This is a genomic window from Streptomyces sp. NPDC091376 (assembly GCF_044757085.1).
GTDB lineage: Bacteria > Actinomycetota > Actinomycetes > Streptomycetales > Streptomycetaceae > Streptomyces > Streptomyces pratisoli.
Genome location: NZ_JBIVUF010000030.1, coordinates 1 through 20,769, shown reverse-complemented (window position 1 = coordinate 20,769; position 20,769 = coordinate 1). Strand labels below are relative to the sequence as shown.

At 64.2% G+C, this 20,769-nt stretch carries 18 protein-coding genes and 3 pseudogenes; 9 read left to right on the top strand and 12 right to left on the bottom strand.

Features of this window, described 5'->3' with window-relative positions:
• The first annotated feature begins 81 nt into the window (after nucleotides 1–81).
• Nucleotides 82–465 (top strand): hypothetical protein, encoded by a 384-nt coding sequence (locus ACIQMR_RS35855; RefSeq protein ID WP_401396662.1) that lies wholly within the window; start codon nucleotides 82–84, stop codon nucleotides 463–465.
• Between the two features lie 506 nt (nucleotides 466–971).
• Nucleotides 972–1,992, top strand: a pseudogene (locus tag ACIQMR_RS35850) (hypothetical protein).
• A gap of 316 nt (nucleotides 1,993–2,308) precedes the next feature.
• On the opposite strand, the gene ACIQMR_RS35845 reads toward ACIQMR_RS35850, so the two are convergent.
• From ACIQMR_RS35845 to ACIQMR_RS35830, 4 genes are read right to left on the bottom strand one after another with little or no spacing between them, the layout of a single operon-like run.
• A complete protein-coding gene (locus ACIQMR_RS35845; RefSeq protein WP_401396659.1) occupies nucleotides 2,309–2,959 on the bottom strand; it encodes a response regulator in 651 nt (216 codons plus the stop codon).
• Between the two features lie 10 nt (nucleotides 2,960–2,969).
• Entirely contained in the window at nucleotides 2,970–3,665 is a 696-nt protein-coding gene (locus ACIQMR_RS35840) for a sensor histidine kinase (protein ID WP_401396657.1), read from the bottom strand.
• Entirely contained in the window at nucleotides 3,650–5,533 is a 1,884-nt protein-coding gene (locus tag ACIQMR_RS35835; protein ID WP_401396654.1) for a sensor domain-containing protein, read from the bottom strand. The genes ACIQMR_RS35840 and ACIQMR_RS35835 overlap by 16 nt, the downstream gene beginning before the upstream one ends.
• Before the next feature lie 25 nt (nucleotides 5,534–5,558).
• Nucleotides 5,559–6,209, bottom strand: a complete 651-nt coding sequence (locus ACIQMR_RS35830) for a transposase family protein (RefSeq protein ID WP_401396651.1) — start codon at nucleotides 6,207–6,209, stop codon at nucleotides 5,559–5,561.
• 241 nt (nucleotides 6,210–6,450) lie between these two features.
• Between ACIQMR_RS35830 and ACIQMR_RS35825 the strand changes: the two genes are divergently transcribed.
• The 6 genes from ACIQMR_RS35825 to ACIQMR_RS35800 all read left to right on the top strand — a co-directional run bounded on the left by ACIQMR_RS35825 (nucleotide 6,451) and on the right by ACIQMR_RS35800 (nucleotide 11,374).
• The gene (locus ACIQMR_RS35825; protein WP_401396648.1) at nucleotides 6,451–6,801 is read left to right on the top strand and encodes a transposase; all 351 of its coding nucleotides are present in this window, start codon (nucleotides 6,451–6,453) and stop codon (nucleotides 6,799–6,801) included.
• Nucleotides 6,782–7,174: an IS3 family transposase gene (locus ACIQMR_RS35820; protein WP_401396646.1), complete on the top strand. Its 393-nt coding sequence runs from the start codon at nucleotides 6,782–6,784 to the stop codon at nucleotides 7,172–7,174. The genes ACIQMR_RS35825 and ACIQMR_RS35820 overlap by 20 nt, the downstream gene beginning before the upstream one ends.
• Nucleotides 7,171–7,410: a DDE-type integrase/transposase/recombinase gene (locus ACIQMR_RS35815; RefSeq protein ID WP_401396643.1), complete on the top strand. Its 240-nt coding sequence runs from the start codon at nucleotides 7,171–7,173 to the stop codon at nucleotides 7,408–7,410. Before ACIQMR_RS35820 ends, ACIQMR_RS35815 begins: the two co-directional genes overlap by 4 nt.
• 1,820 nt (nucleotides 7,411–9,230) lie before the next feature.
• Complete coding sequence (locus ACIQMR_RS35810; RefSeq protein ID WP_401396640.1) at nucleotides 9,231–9,827, top strand: GNAT family N-acetyltransferase; 597 nt, start codon at nucleotides 9,231–9,233, stop codon at nucleotides 9,825–9,827.
• A 430-nt stretch (nucleotides 9,828–10,257) separates the two neighbouring features.
• Complete coding sequence (locus ACIQMR_RS35805; protein ID WP_401396638.1) at nucleotides 10,258–10,797, top strand: winged helix-turn-helix domain-containing protein; 540 nt, start codon at nucleotides 10,258–10,260, stop codon at nucleotides 10,795–10,797.
• Nucleotides 10,798–11,035: 238 nt separating this feature from the next.
• Nucleotides 11,036–11,374, top strand: a complete 339-nt coding sequence (locus tag ACIQMR_RS35800; RefSeq protein ID WP_401396635.1) for a transposase — start codon at nucleotides 11,036–11,038, stop codon at nucleotides 11,372–11,374.
• On the opposite strand, the gene ACIQMR_RS35795 is transcribed toward ACIQMR_RS35800, so the two are convergent.
• Together ACIQMR_RS35795 and ACIQMR_RS35790 are read right to left on the bottom strand one after the other, a co-directional pair.
• Nucleotides 11,324–11,824 carry a hypothetical protein gene (locus tag ACIQMR_RS35795; protein ID WP_401396633.1) on the bottom strand — a complete coding sequence of 167 codons (501 nt, stop codon included), beginning with the start codon at nucleotides 11,822–11,824 and terminating at the stop codon, nucleotides 11,324–11,326. The two genes, ACIQMR_RS35800 and ACIQMR_RS35795, sit on opposite strands and share 51 nt — an antisense overlap.
• Nucleotides 11,825–12,582: 758 nt before the next feature.
• A complete protein-coding gene (locus tag ACIQMR_RS35790) occupies nucleotides 12,583–12,777 on the bottom strand; it encodes a winged helix-turn-helix domain-containing protein (protein WP_401396630.1) in 195 nt (64 codons plus the stop codon).
• 689 nt (nucleotides 12,778–13,466) lie between these two features.
• On the opposite strand from ACIQMR_RS35790, the gene ACIQMR_RS35785 reads away from it, so the two are divergent.
• Nucleotides 13,467–13,763, top strand: a complete 297-nt coding sequence (locus ACIQMR_RS35785; RefSeq protein WP_401396627.1) for a hypothetical protein — start codon at nucleotides 13,467–13,469, stop codon at nucleotides 13,761–13,763.
• 9 nt (nucleotides 13,764–13,772) lie between these two features.
• Here ACIQMR_RS35785 and ACIQMR_RS35780 read toward each other — a convergent pair whose 3' ends face one another.
• The 6 genes and pseudogenes from ACIQMR_RS35780 to ACIQMR_RS35755 form a co-directional block, all read right to left on the bottom strand.
• Complete coding sequence (locus ACIQMR_RS35780; RefSeq protein ID WP_401396624.1) at nucleotides 13,773–14,942, bottom strand: sensor histidine kinase; 1,170 nt, start codon at nucleotides 14,940–14,942, stop codon at nucleotides 13,773–13,775.
• Between the two features lie 423 nt (nucleotides 14,943–15,365).
• Nucleotides 15,366–15,755 (bottom strand): annotated as a pseudogene (locus ACIQMR_RS35775) (transposase).
• Nucleotides 15,756–15,760: 5 nt separating this feature from the next.
• Nucleotides 15,761–16,027, bottom strand: coding sequence for a helix-turn-helix domain-containing protein (locus tag ACIQMR_RS35770; protein WP_401396621.1), 267 nt, complete (start codon nucleotides 16,025–16,027; stop codon nucleotides 15,761–15,763).
• Nucleotides 16,028–16,296: 269 nt separating this feature from the next.
• A complete protein-coding gene (locus ACIQMR_RS35765; protein WP_401396618.1) occupies nucleotides 16,297–17,223 on the bottom strand; it encodes a S1C family serine protease in 927 nt (308 codons plus the stop codon).
• 664 nt (nucleotides 17,224–17,887) lie between these two features.
• Nucleotides 17,888–18,445, bottom strand: a pseudogene (locus ACIQMR_RS35760) (transposase family protein); the annotation flags it as partial.
• A 1,375-nt stretch (nucleotides 18,446–19,820) separates the two neighbouring features.
• On the bottom strand, nucleotides 19,821–20,769 hold a 949-nt coding region (locus ACIQMR_RS35755), incomplete at its 5' end, for an IS3 family transposase (protein ID WP_401396615.1).

Genomic DNA, 20,769 nt, shown 5'->3' with positions numbered 1-20,769 from the left:
GACCTTCACCCTCGTCACCCTCCACGTCCTCTACAGCAAAGACGCCACCGACCGGGTACCGGAGCTACGGGCTATCCCCCAGTGGCGGGCCGGCCGGCCGGCTGGCCGGAGCAGGAGTTCGGCTGGGACCACAACCTCATCGCCCTGGGCGAGGCGACTTCAACGTGGCCGCGCCGACGACCCACTCTTCGAAGCCTTCACCTCCACCGGCCTCGTCCCCGCCCCACAACTCACGGGACTGCTGCGTACCGTCTTCGACGCCCCCGGCGCGAGCACTTCTACGACCAGATCGCCTGGTTCACCAAGGGCCAGAAACGCCGCCCCGAACTCACCCTGGACTCTGGCACCGGCGGCCAGGTCGACTTCGTGCACCACCTCCAGGACGACAAGACGCTGACGGAGCTGTCCTGGCGCATCTCCGACCACTTCCCCCTCTGGGGCGAATTCACCATCCCGGCCCGGTGAGCGGCGAGGGCAGTGGTTCGGAATCCGGGGGGATGGGCTCGTGCAACGTGCGATGGAACACGAGCTCATCCCTCTCGGGATTGCCCCCGGCCCGTCAGCGGGGACAAGCCCACCGCACGAAGGAAACCTGGATGAGGCGAACGGAGCGCGGCGCCTGAGGGCGCGCCCCGGATTACCCGCTGATGGCTGTCCCACGATGGTAACGGCGGGGACCGACAGTCTGTCAGGGCTGCCGACGTCCCGGCGGCACCAGGCACCCGCCGCCGCGCAGGAATCCATGAGGTGGCCGTCATACGCGCCGCCCACGCAAATCTGGTCCCCCGACTGGCCGTCCACATGTACCGCTCCGCCACTCGCAAGGCACGGACAGCTGTACACCGGTTTGGGAGACAGCGGAGGCTGATGAACGAATCGAAGCGCTCACGGGTTTGACGTGGCCCGGTGCGGCAGGTGTCGCTGAGAGGCTGCTCGATGACCGGCGGTGTCGGGCACCAAAGGTCGCGTCCATGACGAGAACCACGCCTCCGCGCCCTTTCGATGTGGAGGCGCTCTTCCCGGGACTGGCCGACTTCCGGGGGACGACAACGCGGCTCCATCCGCGGCCGGGCAAGCCAGATGTGTCGGCCAGTTCCGTGGGCGGTCCCATGCTGTGGCCGGCGGACGAGCCGTGGGAGGCGCATGGCCGTGGGCGTGGGCGCCGACCGGCCGACATCCGCCGCTATCGGCAGGTTCTGGCTTCCGTGTGGGCCCGCGAACAGGCCCCCGACGCTACGGACGAGGAACGGGAGCTCCTGGACGAGCTGCACCGGAAGCACCGGATCCTCGAGGCTTCCGAGACCGACCCGCTGCCGATGATCGGCCTTGCGCAGCTGTATCGGCGGGATGTCCCCGACCTGCCGGCGGGGCCGGGTGACTGTGACCTGTTCCAAGTGTTCTGGTGCCCTTTCAGCGCGCACGGCCCGGGCCGGTACGACCTGGAGCTGTACCTGCGCTGGCGGCGGTCGGGGGAGGTTGGCGAGGTGTTGACCGTGCCGCCGCAGCCGCTGGTCGTCGGGTCCGACGGCTTTGTGCCAGAGCCTTGTGTGCTGCACCCGGAGCAGGTGGTGACCTACCCGTTCGCCGGCCTTCTGCCCGAGGAACTGTGCGCCCGGATCGACACCTGGGAGGAGCCCCTTGAGGAGGAAGCCGTGCAGGCGGCCGAGGGGAGCACGGCAGAGCCGCCTGGTTACCAGTACGACCTGTCCATCCCGCCCGGCTGGCGTGTGGGGGGGCTTCGCCTCCTGGCACGCGACAGACCCGTACCCCATGGACTGCCTGACCTGCACGACACCAATGCACCTGCTGCTGACCATCGACAGCTCGGAGTGGGACGGTGGCAGCGGCAGCTGGAAACCGCTGGAGGACCGGGACCAGCCCACTCACCGGTGTGCCACTCCCACCGAGGTCACCGTGGGCCGCTGGGGTGAGCTCAACGTCTTCGCCTGCCCCGACGATCCCGAGCATCCGCACCGCTGGAGCATCCAGTAGCTCGTCAGGCCCGAGTGCTGTCGCTTCACATGAACATCGAACACGCCGTGCGGAGACCAAACGGTGGGCACGCTGGCGCTGGACTGAACCCGGCTCTATCGGCACTCCTGCACCAGCCACACGAATGACGTCCCGCTCTATGTACTCGGGATTCGGGGCTGCTGGAGAACCATGGCTGCCGAGCTCGTTCGTCCGGGGCCGGGTGTCGGCGAAGGGCCCTGCCCGTTCCAGGGGTATTGATGTACTGGGCTGCCGGAGCAGGGCGAGGCATTCGTGCCCGGCTCCCGCTCGGGGCGCGGCATCCGGCCTTTCGCCTTCAGCCCTCGCCGTGCAGATACCGCAGCACCGCGAGGACCCGCCGGTGGCCGCCCTCCGTGCGCGGCAGGTCGAGCTTGGTGAAGATGCTCGCGGTGTGCTTCTCCACCACGCGCTGGGAGATGCCGAGCCCCTCGGCGATCGCTGCGTTCGTGTGGCCCTGAGCCATCAGTCCGAGGACCTCGTGCTCGCGCGCGGTCAACTCCGCCAGGCCGTGTGCGCTGTGCTGGGCGGCCAGCAGCTTCGAGACCACCTCCGGATCGAGCGCGGTGCCGCCCGCGGCCACCCGGTGCAGGGCGTCGACGAAGTCGCCGACGTCGACGACGCGTTCCTTGAGCAGATAGCCGAATCCGGACATGCCGATGGCGGCGAGCCGGTTGGCGTAGCGCGTTTCCACGTACTGCGAGAAGAGCAGCACCCCGAGGTCCGGATAGCGCTCGCGCAGGATGAGAGCGGCGCGCAGTCCTTCGTCGCGGTGCGTGGGCGGCATGCGGATGTCCGCGACGACGGCGTCCGGCCGGTGTTCCTCGACTGCCTCGAGCAGTGCCTTGGCGTCGCCCACCGCGGCGGCGACGTCCGAGCCCCGGTCGCGCAGGAGCTGGACCAGGCCCTCGCGTACGACGGCGGCGTCTTCGGCGATCACGATGCGCATGCGGCGGATCCTAGGACCTGGTGCCCAGCGGCAGTTCGACGGTGGCGGTGGTCGGGCCGCCGGCGGGGCTGTCGATCAGCAGCCACCCGTCCACCGTAGTGACCCGCTCCGACAATCCCGCCAGCCCCGTGCCGCCGCCCGCGCGCGGCCGTGCGCCGCCGCGCCCGTCGTCGTGTACGGACAGGTGCAGCGCCCCGTCCTTCGCGTACGCCGACACTTCGGCGCGGGTGGCGCCTGCGTGCTTGGCGGCGTTGGCGAGGAGTTCGGCCGCGCAGAAGTACGCGATGGTCTCGGTCGCCTCTCCGGGCCGCTCAGGCAGGTCCACGTCCAGCGCCACGGGCAGCGCGTAGCCCGATACCAGGGTTTCCAGGGCGACGTCGAGGCCGTCGTTGAGGGCCGGTGAGTGGATGCCGCGCACCAGGTCGCGAAGTTCCTTGATCGCGGTGCGGGAGCCGTCGAGAGCGGAGTCCACCAGCTCGCGGCCGTGGGCCAGTTCGGGGGCGTCTCCGGGGACGCGGGCGAGTTGGTCCTTCGCGCCGGCGAGGGCCATCGCGACCGCGACGAGGCGGGCCTGGGCGCCGTCGTGCAGGTCGCGTTCGATGCGGCGCATGGTGGCGGCGGAGTCCTGGACGGCCAAGGCACGGGTCTCCTGCAGCTCCTGGACCCGGGACTCGAGCCGTCCGGGCCCGATCAGCGCGTGGGCCATGGGCGTACGACGCGGTCGAGCAGTCCGCGTGTCGACCAGGTGGTGACGACGAGGATGCCGGCGCCGGTCACAGCGGTGAGCAGGGCCTGAGGCCAGGTGTCGGGTTCGATGCCGAACCCGAAGCCGATGCCGTAGCGGCCATCCCCTTCGAGTGCCCGCCACCAGAACGGATAGGTGAGCGCGGCGAGACCGTAGAACCTGCCCATGACCGTCACCGCGAAGAGGACGAGGCCGATGGGTGTGTACGCGACGGTGAAGGCGGCGGCGCGCCAGCCGTCGCCGTCGGTGAGGGCGGAGCGCAAGCCGCGCGGGCGCTTGGCCGGCGCCGGGATGTCCTCGCCGAGCAGGCCGCGTAGGAGGCTCTCCAGATGGGCGTCGTCCGCGAGGACCTTGGGGTCCGACCGGGCTGCTTCCTTGAGTTCCGCATCCACGTGGGCGAAGGCCTCGATCAGGCTCCGTGCGCCGGGGCCGGCGGGCAGGCGGCCGGCCTGGACGTCGCGAAACGCCTGCACCGTCAGCTGGACATGGTGCTCGTCCTCGGCCTCCTCGATCTCGGCGAGGAACAGCCGCTGAGATCCGCCGGGGCCCGCGGCGTAGCCCTCTGTGGTGGCGACGGAGATGTGCTTGAGCGCGATCTTCGCGGCGAGCAGACCGCCCGGACGCTCGGCGATGGCCTGCGCCAGTGTGCGTCGGAGCATACGGGCGTTGACCGGGCCCTGCGGAATGAGCGCCAGGCCCCATCGCTCGCGGTTACCGGAACGCTCAAGCCAGTTGCGCAGGTTGACCAGTCGGTCGCCGATCATGCTCGTGCTGAAGTGCGGTTCGCCGACGGGGCGGCCGACGAGACGCTCAGCCAGCGCGACGGCTCGGTCCACTTCCTCGATGACCACCCACTCGTCCGGTACCCCGCCGAACGGCTTCCACTTGATCACCCGGCTGGCCAGCCGGAACCGAGACCCGGTCCCAGGGGCCGGCTGCTCGCAGGAGCGGGCGCCGACCGTGATCTCGGCCAGCTCGCTGGTCCGCATCCCGCTGAGGGCGCAGGTCAGAATGAGGCATGCGGTGAGCACGTAGCCCGCCATGATCTCCACATCCCCGTCGGCCAGCGGCTTCGTAAAGGGCACCGGCTCTCGGGTGCATGCCTGGGGGATCGGCGAGGCCGTACGGGCCCACGCTCCGGCGAAGCCCACCTCCGCGGCGACTTCGAGCAGGTCGGGGCTCTCCTTCAGGTGCCGATACGCCCACGAGCGGCTGAGTTCCCGCACGCCGATATTGCGGCCGGGGCGGTTGGCCGCAAGATGTGCGAGCGGGTCACGGTCGGAATGTTCTGCGACCGCCTCTGCCTTCTGGGCCGAGATGGCGGGCAGCGGTTCGCGGGCGGCACGCATCTGCGCCAGGACGTCCTGTATGGCCGGGAGGTGCTTCACGGTGCAGCGCGGCGAGTCCGCGGCGGCTGCCGTATCGGCACGCAGTTCGTCGAGCAGGTCCGCCAGGTGCGGGCCGATGTCGTTGACCAGGTAGAGGCAGGTCGCCAGCAGGGGCTGCAGGATGTGGTCGGGCACCGGCGGGACGCGGTTCGCCCGCCCGCTCTTGGCCCCGACCACCTGGGCCGCGGTCTTGCCTGGCCAGGGGATGAAACCGGGGCGGTGCCCGTCGGTGGACAGGAGCTCGCCGTACAGAGGGACCAGTTTCATGGTGCGGACGATCTCCGAGAGCGTGCCCGGGTCCAGCCGGCGTTGTGGCTGGTCCGGCTCCGGGACGCTCCAGGAGCGCGCCTCCAGGTACTGCTCGCAGAGCTCCTGCCTCACGTCCTTCAGCGCGTAGATCCCCTGCCGCTCAGCCAGTTGAACCAGGCGGGCGGGTTGCATGCGGGTCCGGTTGGCCGCGCGCGGGCTAGAAGCGGGCGCGGTCCCGGCAGATGATCTCGATCCCAGGCCTCTCGGCCAGCCAGGCCGCGAGGGTGTCCACCTCCCGGTTCGGTAAGAGGTCCACGGGGCGGCGGGTCTCGACGTCGACGAGCACGGTTCCGTAGATCCGGCCCTTGCGTTGGGCGTATTCGTCGACTCCGACGACGCGGGGCGTGGAGGCGGGCGGATCCGGGAGCGAGGTGATCAGCCTCAGCAGGGTGTTCCGGCTCACTCGCAAAGACGTCCGACATCCGGGCGCCGGCCCGCCCCGCGAGCGCGAGCCCGACCGAGACCAGCGTCGAACGTAGCCGCTCCGTCCGCGGCCGAACCGACGGGTGAGCGCCGGCACCTGTTCGACAAACGTCTTGCGCGGGCAGGGCGCCTCGACGCAGAGGAAACGGCGCACTCGCAGATCCACCACGACCAGCTTGCCTGCGGTTGGCAGGTCACGGGGAAACCGCAGGTAGGAGCCGTGTATTCGCCCTGACCAACACCCGCAGCCCGGACAGGCCGCCCCACTGGCCGTGGTCTGGGCCTCCACGCGCACGACGGTGTCGGTCACCTCGACCGACTCCACCGACACGTTCTCCACCGACCAGAACAGCAGCTCATCCAGCTGCGGCCGTACTTCGCTCACGGGGCAGAACTGTCGACCCCACTCCACCTAGGCAGGACGATTTTTAGGCGACTTCGTCAGCTATCCAACGACGAGCAACAGTCACGCTGCGTACCCGCCCACAAGAAGAGGACCAGAGCCCAAACTTCGTGCACAAAGCCGGACGACCGTCTGCCAGGATCAAGCCCCCCACCGCTGACTACCGAATAGTCTCAAAACGACCTCTCAAAGAGCGTTCTATCTCGGAACGGATGTTTGGTGGGTGTCTGCGGGGTGGATTGGTCTGGGGTTACTGAGTCGTAGATACCCGGATGAGCTTCGCGAGCGCGCGGTTCGCGAGGTCCGCGGCACCGGCCGGCCGATCGCGCACGTCGCGAAGGACCTGGGCATCTACAAGGAGGTCCTGCGCGGCTGGGCCCGCCAGGCCGAGGCCGACCGCGGTGAGCGCGTCGCCCGGCTGACCACCGCCGAGCAGGACGAGCTCAAACAACTCCGCAAGGGTGTGGCGGAGTTGAGGCGGGCGAACGACATCCTCAAAGTTGCCAGCGTGCTTTTGCCCAGGAGATCGACCGTCCCCGGACGAGGCCGAGCAGGTGATCGACCACCTGCGTGACAGAGGTCTCGGGGTTGATCCCGTCTGCCGGTGCTGGAGCTGTCGCCGTCGAGGTACTTCGCTCGCAGGAAGCGGCCCGCAGTCGGCCCGCCGGCTCCGGGACGAGCAGGTGATGCCGCTGATCGAGCAGGTCCACGCGGAGTCGGGCGGCACCTGTGGCGCCCGCCGGATCATCCGCGCTCTTCGGCGCAAGGGCCACGAGGTGGCCTGCTGCACCGTCGAGCGGCTGATGGCTGAGCTCGTCATCGAGGGCGTCATCCGTGGCCGGCGGCGCCGCACCACCCTTCCGGAGCCGTCGGCACCCCCCCGCCGGACCTGGTCGACCGCGACTTCACCGCCTCCCGGCCCGACCAGCTCTGGGTGTCGGACATGACCTATGTCCGCGCCTGGTCCGGCTGGGCATACGTGGCATTCGTCCCGGACGTGTACTCACGGATGATCGTCGGCTGGCAGGTCGCGAACCACATGCGGACCGAACTCCCGCTGGACGCCCTGGAGATGGCAGCCACTGAACCATTGCTGGACCGCCTGCACAGACCAGACTGCTGCGTTGACTGTACCCACAGCGGCGCTCGCTACGGCAATTGTGCAGAATCCTCCCACCAATAGCGGCATCGCCACCCAGCTGACTCCAATAATCGTTCCAGCAACGATTCCCTTTCGAACAAAATCTCCCGCCGCCAAGAGAGCCGAATCCGCGAGGTCAATGGATATGCTGGCGTGTTGGGAAATATGCCACTTGAATGCGTCTGTCAAGGAGTCGACACTGTCAAGGAATGCCCGATGCTTCTCGCTGTATAAGAATTGTGCACTTTCAACGTCTGCGGCATACTTCAGCGCCACCTCGGCGATTCGATTGTTTAAATGCGCAAGCCTGTTCACGCTATAAACCGGCCCCTCGTGTGAGTTTGCGTCGAAGTCAAGCGATTTGTCGACGATTGCCTGATGCTCGCGAATTTTGTCAATGTAGAACTGGGCTGAGGTGATCAATTCACATGCGGCCGCCTGGATTCCGTGAATGTAGGCTTTGTGGGCTTGATGTAATTCTTTGAAGTACAAATATGAAGCAATCGGCCCGCGTGTCACGCTGTGGAGTTCTGTGACGGCGACCCTTTCTGCTTCTGTGGCGACGTCACTAACGATATGCCGCGCCTCTTCCAGTGAGAGCTGTGCCATGGCCAGTGCATCAGTCGAATCGGGTGTCGGATACATGCCACTTTCCGTATCGTATCAGTCGAATCGATGGGCTTAGTGCTGCATTTGGCGAGGGGGTTGCTTTAGTGCCTCAGATTACCCTTTCCGCGTCATTAGTGAATGCGGAAGATGGCAAGCGGTCTGTGCGACTCGCCTATGAATGCGCGCGAGGAATCCTATCGGCAATGCGGGTGGCAAGCTTGTTTAACCAGGAACGATTTTGCACGATTGGTTACTTTGAGTCCTTCGAGCATGCCGTGAGTCACAACATGGGACTTTATGATGGCCGTCCCACTTTGAGGTCGGGCCGAAGGGGAAGACATCCGGGCAGACTTGCGGGGTTCGTGACCGTCCTTCGGAGCTGGCTGAGAAGAACCGAGCAGAGAGCTGAAGCCATAAGGTTCGACGATCACCGCTGAGGAGGGAGTTGTGCTGGGGCGGCGGGTGAATGGTGCTCGAGCCACCAGCGCCGGCTGACAGCCTCCGGTAGCGACGGCCACGTTCAGCCGGGACGGCCTCTGCCTACGAGCAAGTTCTTCCGTAGCGGGTAGTGCGGCATCGCGGAGCTCGGCGGCGTGCCGTTCACATCTGCCCCGCCAAGACAAGGCCCGCGAGCCTGGGAGAGCTGACGATGGCCCGGTAGATCTCGATGCGCTCGTGGCAACCGAGGTGGCAGGACGGGCGCCCGCTGGTTCGTCAGGTGCACGATGCCACGCCGCACTCGGTACGCAGGAAGACTGTGACTCGCACGCTGCCGCTCGTGCATGGCCACGAAGTTGTCCGGGATATTCTTGTTTCAATTTGTGCGTGCTGTCACTACATGTCCGCCGACTGTGCGGCACGTCGAGAGATGCCGACCTCGAGCAGTGCGCAGTCGCACATCGGGTGAGTCCGAAGGGGGATTAGCCGAGGCGAGGGTGGACCGAGCAATTGGGTGCTTGAACCTGGTGAGGGCACGGCGCGTAAGAGGCGCGCTCTCCGCTATGCCGAGGTGAGTCTGGGTGTGCACAAAGGAATTGGTCGACTCGCGCTGTACCGACGAGTTCGCAAGGGGCGAGAAAAGAGTAGCCCAATAAGGCAGGGAAATGACCTTCTGGCTACCCGATCGGGATGGACGTGGAGGCGACGGGGTGATTTTGTGGTGAGACCACTTCCGGACCTGTCTTCCTCTGTGGAGACTAGCCTTTGGGCGACATATCCTCTTCTTCGCACACGACGAGAGAGCGCCAGTCGAAATGTTCGATCAGCAAGCATATGGAAGTTCAATTCAAATAACGAGAATTGATGTCGCTTCGCGCGCGCTCGACACTTTGCGCGTTCAGGCGCAGGCCCTCGGAATGCATCGTTTTGCGCTTGACTTCCGCCTGCGAGAGAGGCTTCACCGCACCCGCCTCCCAGGTCTCAGGGGGTATGGTGCCATGGAAGGCGACGAGCTTCTAGGGTTTACCTACGGAATCCCAAGTGACCATTCTGAATGGTGGCGTCATTATACCGTACCCCATTTGCGCGACTCGGGTAACACAGGCTGGACTGAGGAAGCATTTCTGGTGTGCGAGCTGCACGTCCTGCCCTCCTATCAGCATCGAGGGCTTGGGACTCAGCTGATCAGCGAACTGTGTGCGCATGCTGCTGAGCCACGCTCTGTGCTGTCGACACCGCACGGACCGACGCCAGCGCGCCAACTATATAAATTCCTTGGTTATCGAGACTTGGTCGAGAAAGTAAGTTTTCCGGGAGTTCGCCAACCATTCTCGCTCATGGGGGCGGAACTCCCTCTTGCTGCCCGAACCATTTTAGCGGAGAGCGTGGTCGTCGGTACTGATTCGCATTGATGGGGTATTCAAGCAGAGATTGCAGAACCCTCGAAAACCTGAGTTGGCCATTAAGAGCCCTTGCGTAGATGGATATCCGGCGGCGGCAGCAGCCGCAAATGCGGACGACGGCATTGTGTCCGTGCCAGCCTCAGGTACGGCGACGCCGGGGCGGCGTTATCGAGAAGCCAGCTTCGTCCTCGAAGGCAATCCAGGCCTCGCACGCTGCCGCGAGCCTTACGCGGGGCCACACCTAATGGGCAGCGAAGCGAGGCACCGCCAAGCCATACCAGGCTCCTTGAGGCCTTGAAGGAGACAGCGGGCTTGTTTCACTCGGGAGCGAGCTGATAGCCCTGGCTCCACCCAGCGACTCGAGCGCCACTGAACCTGAAAGCGTGATGTCGGGGCCGTTGGCCAGACGAGGGCTTGGCTCGTGCGGTAGACCTCGGGCGTGAGGTACGCACAGGGCGGGGTTTTGACCGACGCTGGCAGGGCGGCGCGGGAGCGATTACGGCTTCAGGCCGTCGCACGTTTCGAGGGCGGGGACAGCAACAGCGGGATCGCTGCCGCTCTGCGGGTGAGCGAGCGATCAGTAGAGCGGTGGCGCCGAGCTTGGCGAGAGCAAGGCGAATCTGGGGTGCTGTCGAAGGGGTCGCCGGGCCGGCCGAGACTCAGCAAGGTCCAGATCGCCCGATTGGAACGGGAGCTGGAATGCGGCCCGCTGGCTCACGGCTGGGTAGACCAGCGGTGGACACTGGCACGGATCAAGACGCTGATCGGTCGGCTGTTCCACGTCTCCTACACGGTTGAGGGCACCTGGCAGCTGCTGAAGCGACACGGCTGGTCGTGGCAGCAGCCGGCACGACGCGCGATCGATCGTGACGACGACGCGGTCGAAGTGTGGAAGAAGGAGACCTGGCCGCGGGTAAGAGCATCGCGGCGGAGCGCGGGGCCTGGATCGTCTTCGAGGACGAGGCCGGGCAGTCGATGACTCCGCCGCGGGCCAGGACCTGGGGTCGCCCCGGTTGCACGCCGGTCGTGCGGGTGCGCGGTCGTGGTTCCGGCCGGGTCTCGATTGCAGACATGACGTGCTACAAACCCGGCGAGCGATCCCGGCTGTTCTACGCCGTCCGCGAGTACACCGGGCGCAAGGATCAGCCGAAGGGATTCGGATGGCGGGACTTCCGCGACTTGATCGTCCGAGCGCGCATCCAGCTCGGTGGCCGATCGTGCTGGTCTGGGACAACGTCCGACTCCATCTGACACGGCCGCTGCGCGAGTTCATCGAAGCCAATGCCGAGGGGCTCAGCGTCGTACAGCTGCAGACCTACGCGCCCGACCTCAACCCGACCGAAGGCGTCTGGTCGCTGGTCAAGCGAGACATCGGCAACCTCGCGGCGGCGAACCTCGGTGTGATCACGCGCGCGGTCAAGCGCAGGCTCAAGAAGTTCCAGTACCGCCGCCACCTGATCGACGGCTGCCTCGCAGGCACGGGACTGGTCCTCGGAGCGTGTCCGTCAGAAAGTTCCGAAGAATCGGTCCCACCAAGTGGGCCGCTGCGCGTATAGGTGCGCTCTACTCGGACCGTCGTAGTCGGACTCCACCAGCTCCTCCGGGACGACCGTGAAGCCGAGCCCGATCAGGACCCGCTCGACCGAGGCGAGATCGACGGCATCCAGTTCGCCCTCGTCCTGTGCGTCCTGCGTCCCGAGGAATGCCCCCGGATTCTCAGCACAGACCAGGGTAAGGGACCCGAACTTGCTCACGCAGACGACGAGACGGGTCCCGCACACGGTGGCCTCGGCGGGCACAATGACACGCCCGAACTCGCTGGAATCCTGCGTGTCCTGCTCAGCCACGCACGGAACCCCGAAGTCACTTTCGAGCCGGGTGACCAGCTCGCCGAACCGCGCAGCGACTGCGTTCCGGTCGTACGTTGCCGGCCACTCAAGCCACTGCGGGTCATCGAGTTCACGCAGCAACGCCAGCAGATCCGCCCCACTCTCCGTCACCCCCACATCATGTCGCAGCACCTGCTTCGTGATCTACACGAGGCGAGGCGATCCCGCTCTCCGACAGCACTCATTCAAGTTCAGTAGCAATAGAGCGGGAGTCGGCCCGCTCCCGAGGGTGATTGCGGTCAGGGATCCGGGCCTCTCCGCCACTGGGGGTCGTCAGCCTCTACGGAGACGGATCTGGCCCCTGGTCGGTACAGCCCTTGAACCGAACCAAACCGTCTCTACAGACGACAGAAATGGCCCCTGTGTGGTCCCAGTGAGACCAATTCTGACGGTCGCTCGCCCGCTCCTGGCAATGGCGGATTCGATGTCCGTGGCCTGAGCCATATGCACGGATCATCTCTCATCTCATCGCGGGACCGGACCCGGTTCGCGACCGCCGGCTCACTCAAGGCGTATGCCGGAAGTGCACCCGCACCCGGGCCAGCGGCAAGAGCTGCGTGGTCATGAGCCGCAGGGTCAAGAGCCAGCGGCTGGCCGCGGTCGGCTACGTATGGGCCTTCGTCTCCCTCACCAGGTCACCGGGCTCCAGAGCCCACTACGACCGCCGCAAAGAAGCCGGCGACCGCCACGTCGCCGCACTGCGAAACCTGTTCAACCGCTTCATGGGAATGCTCTTCCACTGCCTCCAGGCTGGAGCACCTACGACGAGACCAAGGCTTTCCCTAACCAGTCACCGGCAGAGTTCTCCACCGCAGCAGCTTGACGCGTTGTCCGCGTGGGATGTCTCCTTCTTCCAGAGCTCCACGGCGTGCTCGTCACGGCTCGAGTGCTCTGCGGGCGAGGGCCTGCCAGGACCAGCCGCCGTGCCGCTTCAGCAGCCGCCACACTGTCGTCACCGGCAGACTCACCCGCAGCCGCCGACGGATCACCATCTGCACCCGGACCAGGGCCCACCGTTGGCCATCGAAACCGTGGACTGCCGGTGCCTTGCCGAGTTTCTCTTCCAACACGACGAACTGCGCGTCGGTGACGGTCGGAGCGTTCGCCCGGCCCCGCCGAGCGCAGGGCCTCCACGCTGCCCCTCGCGCCAGGCACGGCGCCAGCGTTCCACCGCCGCACGCTCACCCGCAAATCCATCGCGATCACCGCGGCCTTCTCACCCGCGCGAACCGCTGCCCGGCCCGAAGCCGGATCCCCTCACGAAATGCCCGACGCTCAGCGGTCAGGCCCCCACCCGCCGGATAAACTCCAGCTGACGTGAGCCCGTCCGGGGCATCCGTGCGGGCCGCACAGATGCCATGAAGCGACCACGCACTCAAGGCGTCGCCCGACGCGGCAATCAGGACGCACACCAACCACGTGCAACGGCCCCGTTCGACCGCTTCAGCTCCACCCGGCGACGGTACCGTCAAGCAAAGCTGCAGATCACACGCTTATCCGGGACAGGCCTTACGGAGACCCTGCTCTCGATAGTCTGCAATCGCTTGTCATGGAGGATGCGGCCGGATAGCGGATCGTGGCGCGGTTGCACACTCCGACGAATCAACGGGCTGTCCCCTGTGCACAGCCTCGCCGGAGCAGGTGCACGGCTGTCAGCTGCGGATGGAGAGTCGCCGACGTCGCCGGGGCGAGGACCTCGACGGTCGGCCTTTGGCGACATGCCGTGTCTCGGCTCGGGAACCCCTAGTCTCGGCTCGCGTTGAAGGACTATCTTGACCTGCTGGTGCGGGCACACATCCAGCTCGGCGGCGCGATAATGGTGGTCTGGGAAAATGTCAACAACTCACTTGGCCGCCGGGCTGAAACAGTTCGACGACTGTCCATCATCACCGAATGTGCGACGGAGGGCGTGAAACCCCAGACTGGCGGCACCTGGTTGACCGATGTCCCCGGCTCTCGCCACTACGGCGTGAATCAGGCGGATAGCCGTGTCAGCAATAGTCCGGCAGGTCGGCAAATGCGCGGATTGGTTGCAAGGTTCCGGCGAGGTTTGTAACGCGTAGTGTTACTCCGGCGGAGGGGGACGGTTCCTGACCCCTTCAGGTTCCGTGGGTACCTCTACCAACGCCACCGTCCCCTGTGGGCTATTAGGCTGCAATGTGAAGGTGCCTCCGGCTCCCTCGACGCGGATTCGATGTGACGCGATCCCGATGTGCCCTTCTGCGACGCGTTCGCTTAGGGTTTCTGTCGATATTCCGACACCGTCGTCGACAATCCGCAAACGTACACTGCTCGCGTCTATAGCAGTAAGTGAAATTGTGACACTGTGTGCATTTGCATGCTTGACTATGTTATTCAGGAGCTCTGCGGCAACACGATACAGCAAGCGATCCGCGGACCCTGCCGTCGAGATGTCAGAATGGAATTTTATGGCGAGTCCGGTTCGCTTCGCGACTTGGTCCGACAGACTCTTAAGAGCTGTTACCAATCCCGAAGCCTCCAAAATCTCTGCATGGAGAGCCATGACTGAGGACCGGAGGTGGAGAGTGGCTTCGGCAAGTGCATACGCTGCTCGGTCAAGCGCCTCGCTCGGCAGCTCGTAGGCTGCCTCCTCGATGTCGTGGCGTGCCGCTAGAACATTTTGCAGTGCCCCGTCATGGATTGCCTCTGCCAATTCATTCCGTTCACGCTCCTCGACAGACATTACGCGCGCGAGAAGCCATGACCGGTGATCAATGAGAGTCCCGATTTCCCGATACCTGCGCAGCTGAATCGCAGACAACAGCACACATCCTGCTCCGATGACCATGATGAACAAGGCATGTGTCAGAGTATAGTGCCAGTAAGGGTTTCCGTGCCGTTGGCCTACTGCGATGCCGAGGATATACGCCAGTGTTCCACATATGGTAACCAATGCCGTGACGCGTGGCCGGATCTGAAAGGCCGCAAGAACGGGAATGAGAAGGAATGCATCATCGACAAATGGCGAATTCCAACTTTCGTCAGAAAATCCCCCGGATATCGCTAGTATCGCCGTAAGGAATACCAAATCCAGGGGGACGGATGCCCATATCAGCCATTGGTTTACTCGCATCGTATTCTGCTCAAGCCGCCTAAAGTAAGCCCACAGCGCGACGGAGATGCTTGCGGCTGCATAGATAGCCGCAAGGGCTATCGTGGGTCCAAAATTCTCCAATGGCGGAAAGGAGGCTAGTTCTATTATGAGACTTGCCACGATAATTACGCGCAATGTTGCTTGCGCTTTGAGCGCCCTACGCCGATTAATCGCCACTTCGACTTCGGATGATCCTATGTGGCCGACGGTCCAAGGGCTGAGCCATCGCGAGATTCGGTCGCGGGAGTGATGCTGTTCCTCGGTTTTGGTTGATCTATCGCGGCGAATGAGTCTCATAGCGCTTCCTATCGCTTCTTCCCCCAGTATCCATGAAGGGTTCGGTCATTGCCGTTCCTGGCTTCAGGAGGCAGGGGGCGAGGCTGAGACCGTGCGCGATGCTTTTAGCCTACGAGAGGATGTTCTGGCTGCCGACGCGGCTTGAACGGGCGCGCGGCATCGATTTCGACCGAGGGTGACTTACCGATGGCACAGAGTGTTCCGGTGCTTGGCATCGCTGGCCCCCCATCTACTGACTTCGGCTCGTCAAGGTGAGAGTGGATGGTCGAGGGTGTGGGGCCGGTACTGGAGGCGTTTGAGTCGGTTGCGGACGAGGGCTTCGAGCCGGTCGAGGGCGAGCGAGGTTGGCCAGGCTGCGTTTGACGTGCGCCAGACCTACTCGACGGGGTTCAGGTCGGGCGAGTCGGCGGGCAGGAGGAACACGGTCAGCCACTCCCGCTCGGCGATCAGCTCACGCATGGCATGAGAGACATGAGTGCTGAGCCGGTCCCAGACCTGCACGATCGGTTTGACGAGGTGATGGGTCCCGTCGATCAGCGCGATGAAGTCGCGCTCGCCCATGCTGCGGCGCTTGCTCTTGCCCGCTCGGTGGGTGCGCAGGCGGTGGCACAGCCGGGTCCGGGAGCCCGATCGCATCGCGATCAGCCCCGCCCCCTCGCCGCGGTCCACACCTGGTCCTCCACCCAGCCATGCGCGGTCGGCCCTTCATCGAGGTAGCCGGCCAGCTTTTCCAGGCAGCGCGGGGACAGGCGGCATCGCGATCCGCTTGGGCCGCGGGAGGCCAGAGCCTGCACGCCGCCGTCCCGCCACATGTGATGCCACAGGTAGGCCGACTTCAGGCTCACCCGCAGGCGCCGTGCCACGTCCGGCGGCTTGATGTTCTGCTCGAACAGCTCGGCCGCCTGCATCCGAACCGTCTCCCGGCGCCGACGTCCCGCAGGGGTCAATCCCGCCCCCATCCGCATACCTCATACACCACGAGATACAGACAACGCCCCGGGCTCGTCAGGGACTTCCAGAAAGATCACCCTAACGAGCCGAAGTCAGTAGTCGTCGATGATCCCTATTCATCAGTCTCCTCAGGGCCGTCGCCGTGGCACGGTGACGGCCCCTGAGAGGGTGAGTGTTTCTCCATTGACTTCAGATGAGTCGGTTGGGATATGAATCTATAGCACCTCTAAAAGTCTCCACGATGCTCTCCGAGGACCACGGTGGTTGTGTGGATATTATCGTCATGCGTAAATTGCAAGCGCACCTTCTCTCCGGGGTGGTGAGACCACAGTGCACCCTTTAGTTCTGATGGTCCGGTCACGGGGCGTCCACCGAAGTTGAGTATGACATCTCCGGGCTTCAGGCCGGCCTTGGCGGCAGGACCGCCGGGAGTTACTGTGGGCTCCCCAGAGGGCCGTTTCGGCATTATCTGGACTCCTTGACCCCTGAATGTCGTGTTGCACAAGAATCCCATCTGGGCATACACGGGCTTGCCATGCTCGATTAGCGCCTTGGCGACCCATACTGCCTGGTCTATTGGAATTGCGAACCCTAGCCCGACACTTCCAGGCTGCCCAGCATCCCTTTCTGTTGCTGCACGAAGTGCCGAGTTTACTCCAACAACTTCTCCAGAGCCATTCAGCAGCGGTCCGCCCGAATTTCCTGGATTAATGGGAGCGTCGGTTTGCAACGCGTCCAGGAACGAGGGGGAGGAACTCTCTCCGGTGGTCACGGGGCGATGAGTTGCACTGATGATCCCTGAAGTGATCGTGCCATCGAGGCTGAATGGGGCACCGGCGGCCACGACTGGCTCGCCTACCAAGACTCTATCGGAGTTGCCAAGTGGCAATGCTGCGGGCGTCATCGTGGGGGCGTGATCCAACTTGACCACTGCGATATCGTAGCCCTTCGCCGCACCAATAACTCTTGCTTGATGGCGTACGCCGTCGGAGAACTTAACCTCGATCTTTCCGCCATTGGCTGCGGGGGCAACGACATGCGCGTTGGTCAAGATATCCCCGTGCTTGTCGAAAATAAATCCTGACCCCACCCCGTCACTGTCTCGTCCCTTTACATACAGCGTGACCGTGCTTTTCAGTGCCTCGGTGGCCACCCTTGTGACTCCAAGCGTCTCTCTTTTCGCCGTATTCGACAGCGCAGCGTTCAGAGAGTGAGTGGGCGGAGCGCTTCTGGGGGATAGAAACGACGATACGGTCCCGCCTGCTCCGCCAGCCAACAAAGCGAAACATGTTGTGGCGGCTATTAGGCTCTTCTTGGAGAACGCGAGTCTCATACTAGATGCCGGGTCGGTCCCAGCTGGTGCACTATTCAGACACTTCGGTGAGCACGCGCAGCTTCCGTCGGAAGACGGTTTGCTAGCGGGACCTTCCTCGAAGCACACAGCGTCTCTTGCTTCGCGTAGCGAGGAGGCGACGGCGTTGCCTGGGTCGTCAAGCAGACTTGGCTCCAGCTCTTCTCTGGGGTTCGCCGGCTCTGGCCCGAGACTACTTGCTGCGTGATGGCAGGTACAGGTATTAGAGCGACCTGTTGAGGGCGGATTCGCACTGCTCGCGTCCACGGCAGCCTGCCTTCCTAAACCAAGATCGGGATTTCTGGAATTGACTCGTCCTATGCAGGTTGCTCTCGACAGGTGGCGCTTGGGATCGGCCAATTGGCCGTTGGCCGGGAGTACGCGGCATCCACCGGGCAAGTCCAAGTACGCGATCAATCGCATCCGAGTAGACCTCTTTCAGCCTGCGGTCGCAGGTCATCAGTGTGTGCACGGCTTGGGCGGTGTGGACAGTTGAGCCTGCGCCTTGCGCGGGCGGATCGACGCTCACCTGGATCTGCACGGTGGGGAAACCTGGACGATGCCGTGAGCGCGAGCAGTGGTCAGATCAGGGGTGCGGCTTGGCGACGCTCGCGCGAACGCCAGCGGTGCGCCGCCCGGAGCAGCGATGACCTGCACGTTCATGCCATGCATCTTGTGCTTCATGGAGTAGTACGGCTGATCCGCGGCGATGCGGTCGTGGGTATCGGGGTGCCGTCGACGATCACGATGAGGTCTTCGCCCCGGCTCACCAGCACTTCATGCAATCCTGCTGCGCACCCTGTCACCACATCGAGCGTCTCGTCGTCGTAGCGCCACGGATGTCGCTTCTGAGGTCCCGAACCCGGCACCCACCTGCGGGAACGTCTTGTTTGTGGAGAAGCGCAAATATCAGCAGCGCTGGCTCGCAGCAACCGAGCTTCGGCCGCGGTGAGCGCAATTCACGCCGTTAGGCGTAGATCAGCCATGCCGCGTGCTCAACCAGTTCTTGGGAGATGTCGAGCATGGCAGGACAGGCAACTAACGAAGCCCCCGGCCGATGGTCGCAGTGAGGAGGATCACCACGAACCAAGGACGAGGGCTTCGCCACGTCACCGCGCTGACCTGGCCTTACGAATCTTGAGAGCCCAGGATGAATGAGATTCAGTAAGACGACGCTTGAGTGATCACCGCATCCCCTTGGCTGACGCAGGGCCGAACGATAAGTGCGTGCTCGGTAGGTCTAAGGGCTGTCCCGTAGTCGCCGGTGGGTCAGCGCGCGGCGTCGGATGCGGTGCATCGCAAGGCGGAGGGTCGCCCTCATACTGGCCGTATTCGGGCGATCCGACAACTCAGCGAGATCCTGTAGCTGTCGTCGTGCGCCTGCTGGGGATTACGGGACAGCCCTTAGTGAATAGCTTCAGTAGAAGTGTGGTCGGCTGACCTTCTCTCGCCCTTTGACGAAGAAGGTTCAATTATCCTCGGAGCACTCTGGATTGAAAGGTCCTTCCTCTAAGAGCGCTCGTGTTTGAAATAGTCGCAATAGCCACGTTGCGTAATCCCTTCCTGGAGGCATGCTTCCTGTCAGGGCATGGGCCAGACGGGAGTGCAGGCTCGCTTCAGACAGCCACCTTCGGGCATCAACTTTTGCCATTCCAGCCCTTCTGTCCAGAAAGCTCTGCAGCGCCTCCAAGTCAGGTGAATCTTGCCCATCGCCTGACTCGTCGAGGAAAGTTGCCAGTGTGTCCTCGTCCCGATTGTCCCAGCGATTATCGGTGAATTCCACCATCTACTCCGAACTGCGTGATAAAGCTCCTATTTTGAATTCTGTGCCTTCGTGTAGTCGCTGAGACTTGGGGCGGAGGGCGAGTGCTGCATTCGCGTTCTCTTGCGTGCTGAGACATTGTCCCCTCCGGCCGCTGGTTGAACCTACTTTGACGCAAATGGGTGCGGTCGGGCAAATGTCATGATGTCGAAAACATCATGGGTCTGGCGACAGAATGTCGACTCCACTTGTGCTAGCCCTATCTATCCTCTTCATTCAGGCCCTTGGGTGGCTAGTCGGCGACACTGTTTGTGGTGTAACGGCGCCAGGAGCAGAGCATCTTGTACTCGACTCCTCTTGACTGGAACATCGGCCCTAGCGTGATTTCAGACAACTGTTAAGTTGGGCTGCAGTCGCCTGGTTCGTCATTTGCTGCGCGGTCAGCCGAGTAGACGCACAGGAATCCTCTGCATCGATACGCCAACGACGTCGTGAACCTGCGGCACTTAGAAATGACGCTCATGTCGCGACCCGTTCGTGATGTCGTGATTCCATGCCGAAGTGGGTGAATTCACTCCCTGTAGATCACTCCGACGCCGGAATATGCTGCGAGGTGTTGGGCGGCAGTCGAACAGGTTCAGCAGCAGGTCGACAGCTGAAGCTTCCCCGTGATCTTGGACAGTCGATGTTTATGCCGCGAGTTGTGTTGGTGCCGCTGTCGGGTCTCGGCCGGGGTGAGGTAGCCGAAGAACTTGTGCTTGCGCAGTCGGTGGCGGTTGTAGTACGTCTCGACGAAGTCGAAAACCTCGGCGCGGGCGGTGGCCCGGTCGGGCCAGACACGGGTGCCGATCTCTTCTTTGAGCAAGGCCCAGAAACTCTCCGCGGCGGCATTGTCGAAGCAAGATCCGGTGCGTCCGCAACTTTGCCGGAGGTCCAACTCACATATGTGGCGGCAGAGGCTGCTGGTGTATTCGCTGCCGCGGTCCGAATGCGCTATGCAGCCGGGCTGGAGACCACCGCGTCCGGCGGCCATCTTCAGCGCGTCGACGACGAGCTCGGCGCGGTGGTGGCCGGCCATCGAGTAGCCGACGACCTCGCGGGTGGCCAGGTCCAGCCAGCAGGCGAGATAGAGCCAGCCCTCGGCGGTGGGCAGGGCGGTGATGTCGCCGACCGGCTTCGTGCCGGGGATCTCGGCGTGGAGGTCGCGGCCGATCAGGTCGGGGGCCAGCTTCGCCTTCTTATCCGGCCGGGTCAGCGACCATCGCCTGCGGCGGTGGGTTCCCTGGACGCCGTGCTCGCGCATCAGGCGGGCGACCCGCTTGCGGTTCACGCGTTGCCCCAGGCACCGCAGCTCGGCATGGATGCGCGGGACCCCGTAGGTGTGGCGGGAGCCGATGTGGATGACGGTGATCTCGTGGGCCAAGGCCTCGTCGGCGGCCTTGCGGGCCGAGCGGGTCTCGGCTGCGGCGAGCCAGGCGTAGAAGGAGGAGTGGGCCACCTTGAGCAGTCGGCACAGGAAAGCGACGCCGTGGGTGGTCTTCTCCGCCTCGATGAACGCGTACGTCGCGTTCACCGGTCGCTCTCCT

What these genes read in the sequence shown, in the direction of transcription:
- ACIQMR_RS35770 (WP_401396621.1), bottom strand. Translation starts at nt 16,027, where the DNA reads ATGCAGGCGGCCGAGCTGTTCGAGCAGAACATCAAGCCGCCGGACGTG.
- ACIQMR_RS35845 (WP_401396659.1), bottom strand. Translation starts at nt 2,959, where the DNA reads ATGCGCATCGTGATCGCCGAAGACGCCGCCGTCGTACGCGAGGGCCTG.
- ACIQMR_RS35835 (WP_401396654.1), bottom strand. Translation starts at nt 5,533, where the DNA reads ATGCAACCCGCCCGCCTGGTTCAACTGGCTGAGCGGCAGGGGATCTAC.
- ACIQMR_RS35840 (WP_401396657.1), bottom strand. Translation starts at nt 3,665, where the DNA reads ATGGCCCACGCGCTGATCGGGCCCGGACGGCTCGAGTCCCGGGTCCAG.
- ACIQMR_RS35810 (WP_401396640.1), top strand. Translation starts at nt 9,231, where the DNA reads ATGTTCGATCAGCAAGCATATGGAAGTTCAATTCAAATAACGAGAATT.
- ACIQMR_RS35815 (WP_401396643.1), top strand. Translation starts at nt 7,171, where the DNA reads ATGACCTATGTCCGCGCCTGGTCCGGCTGGGCATACGTGGCATTCGTC.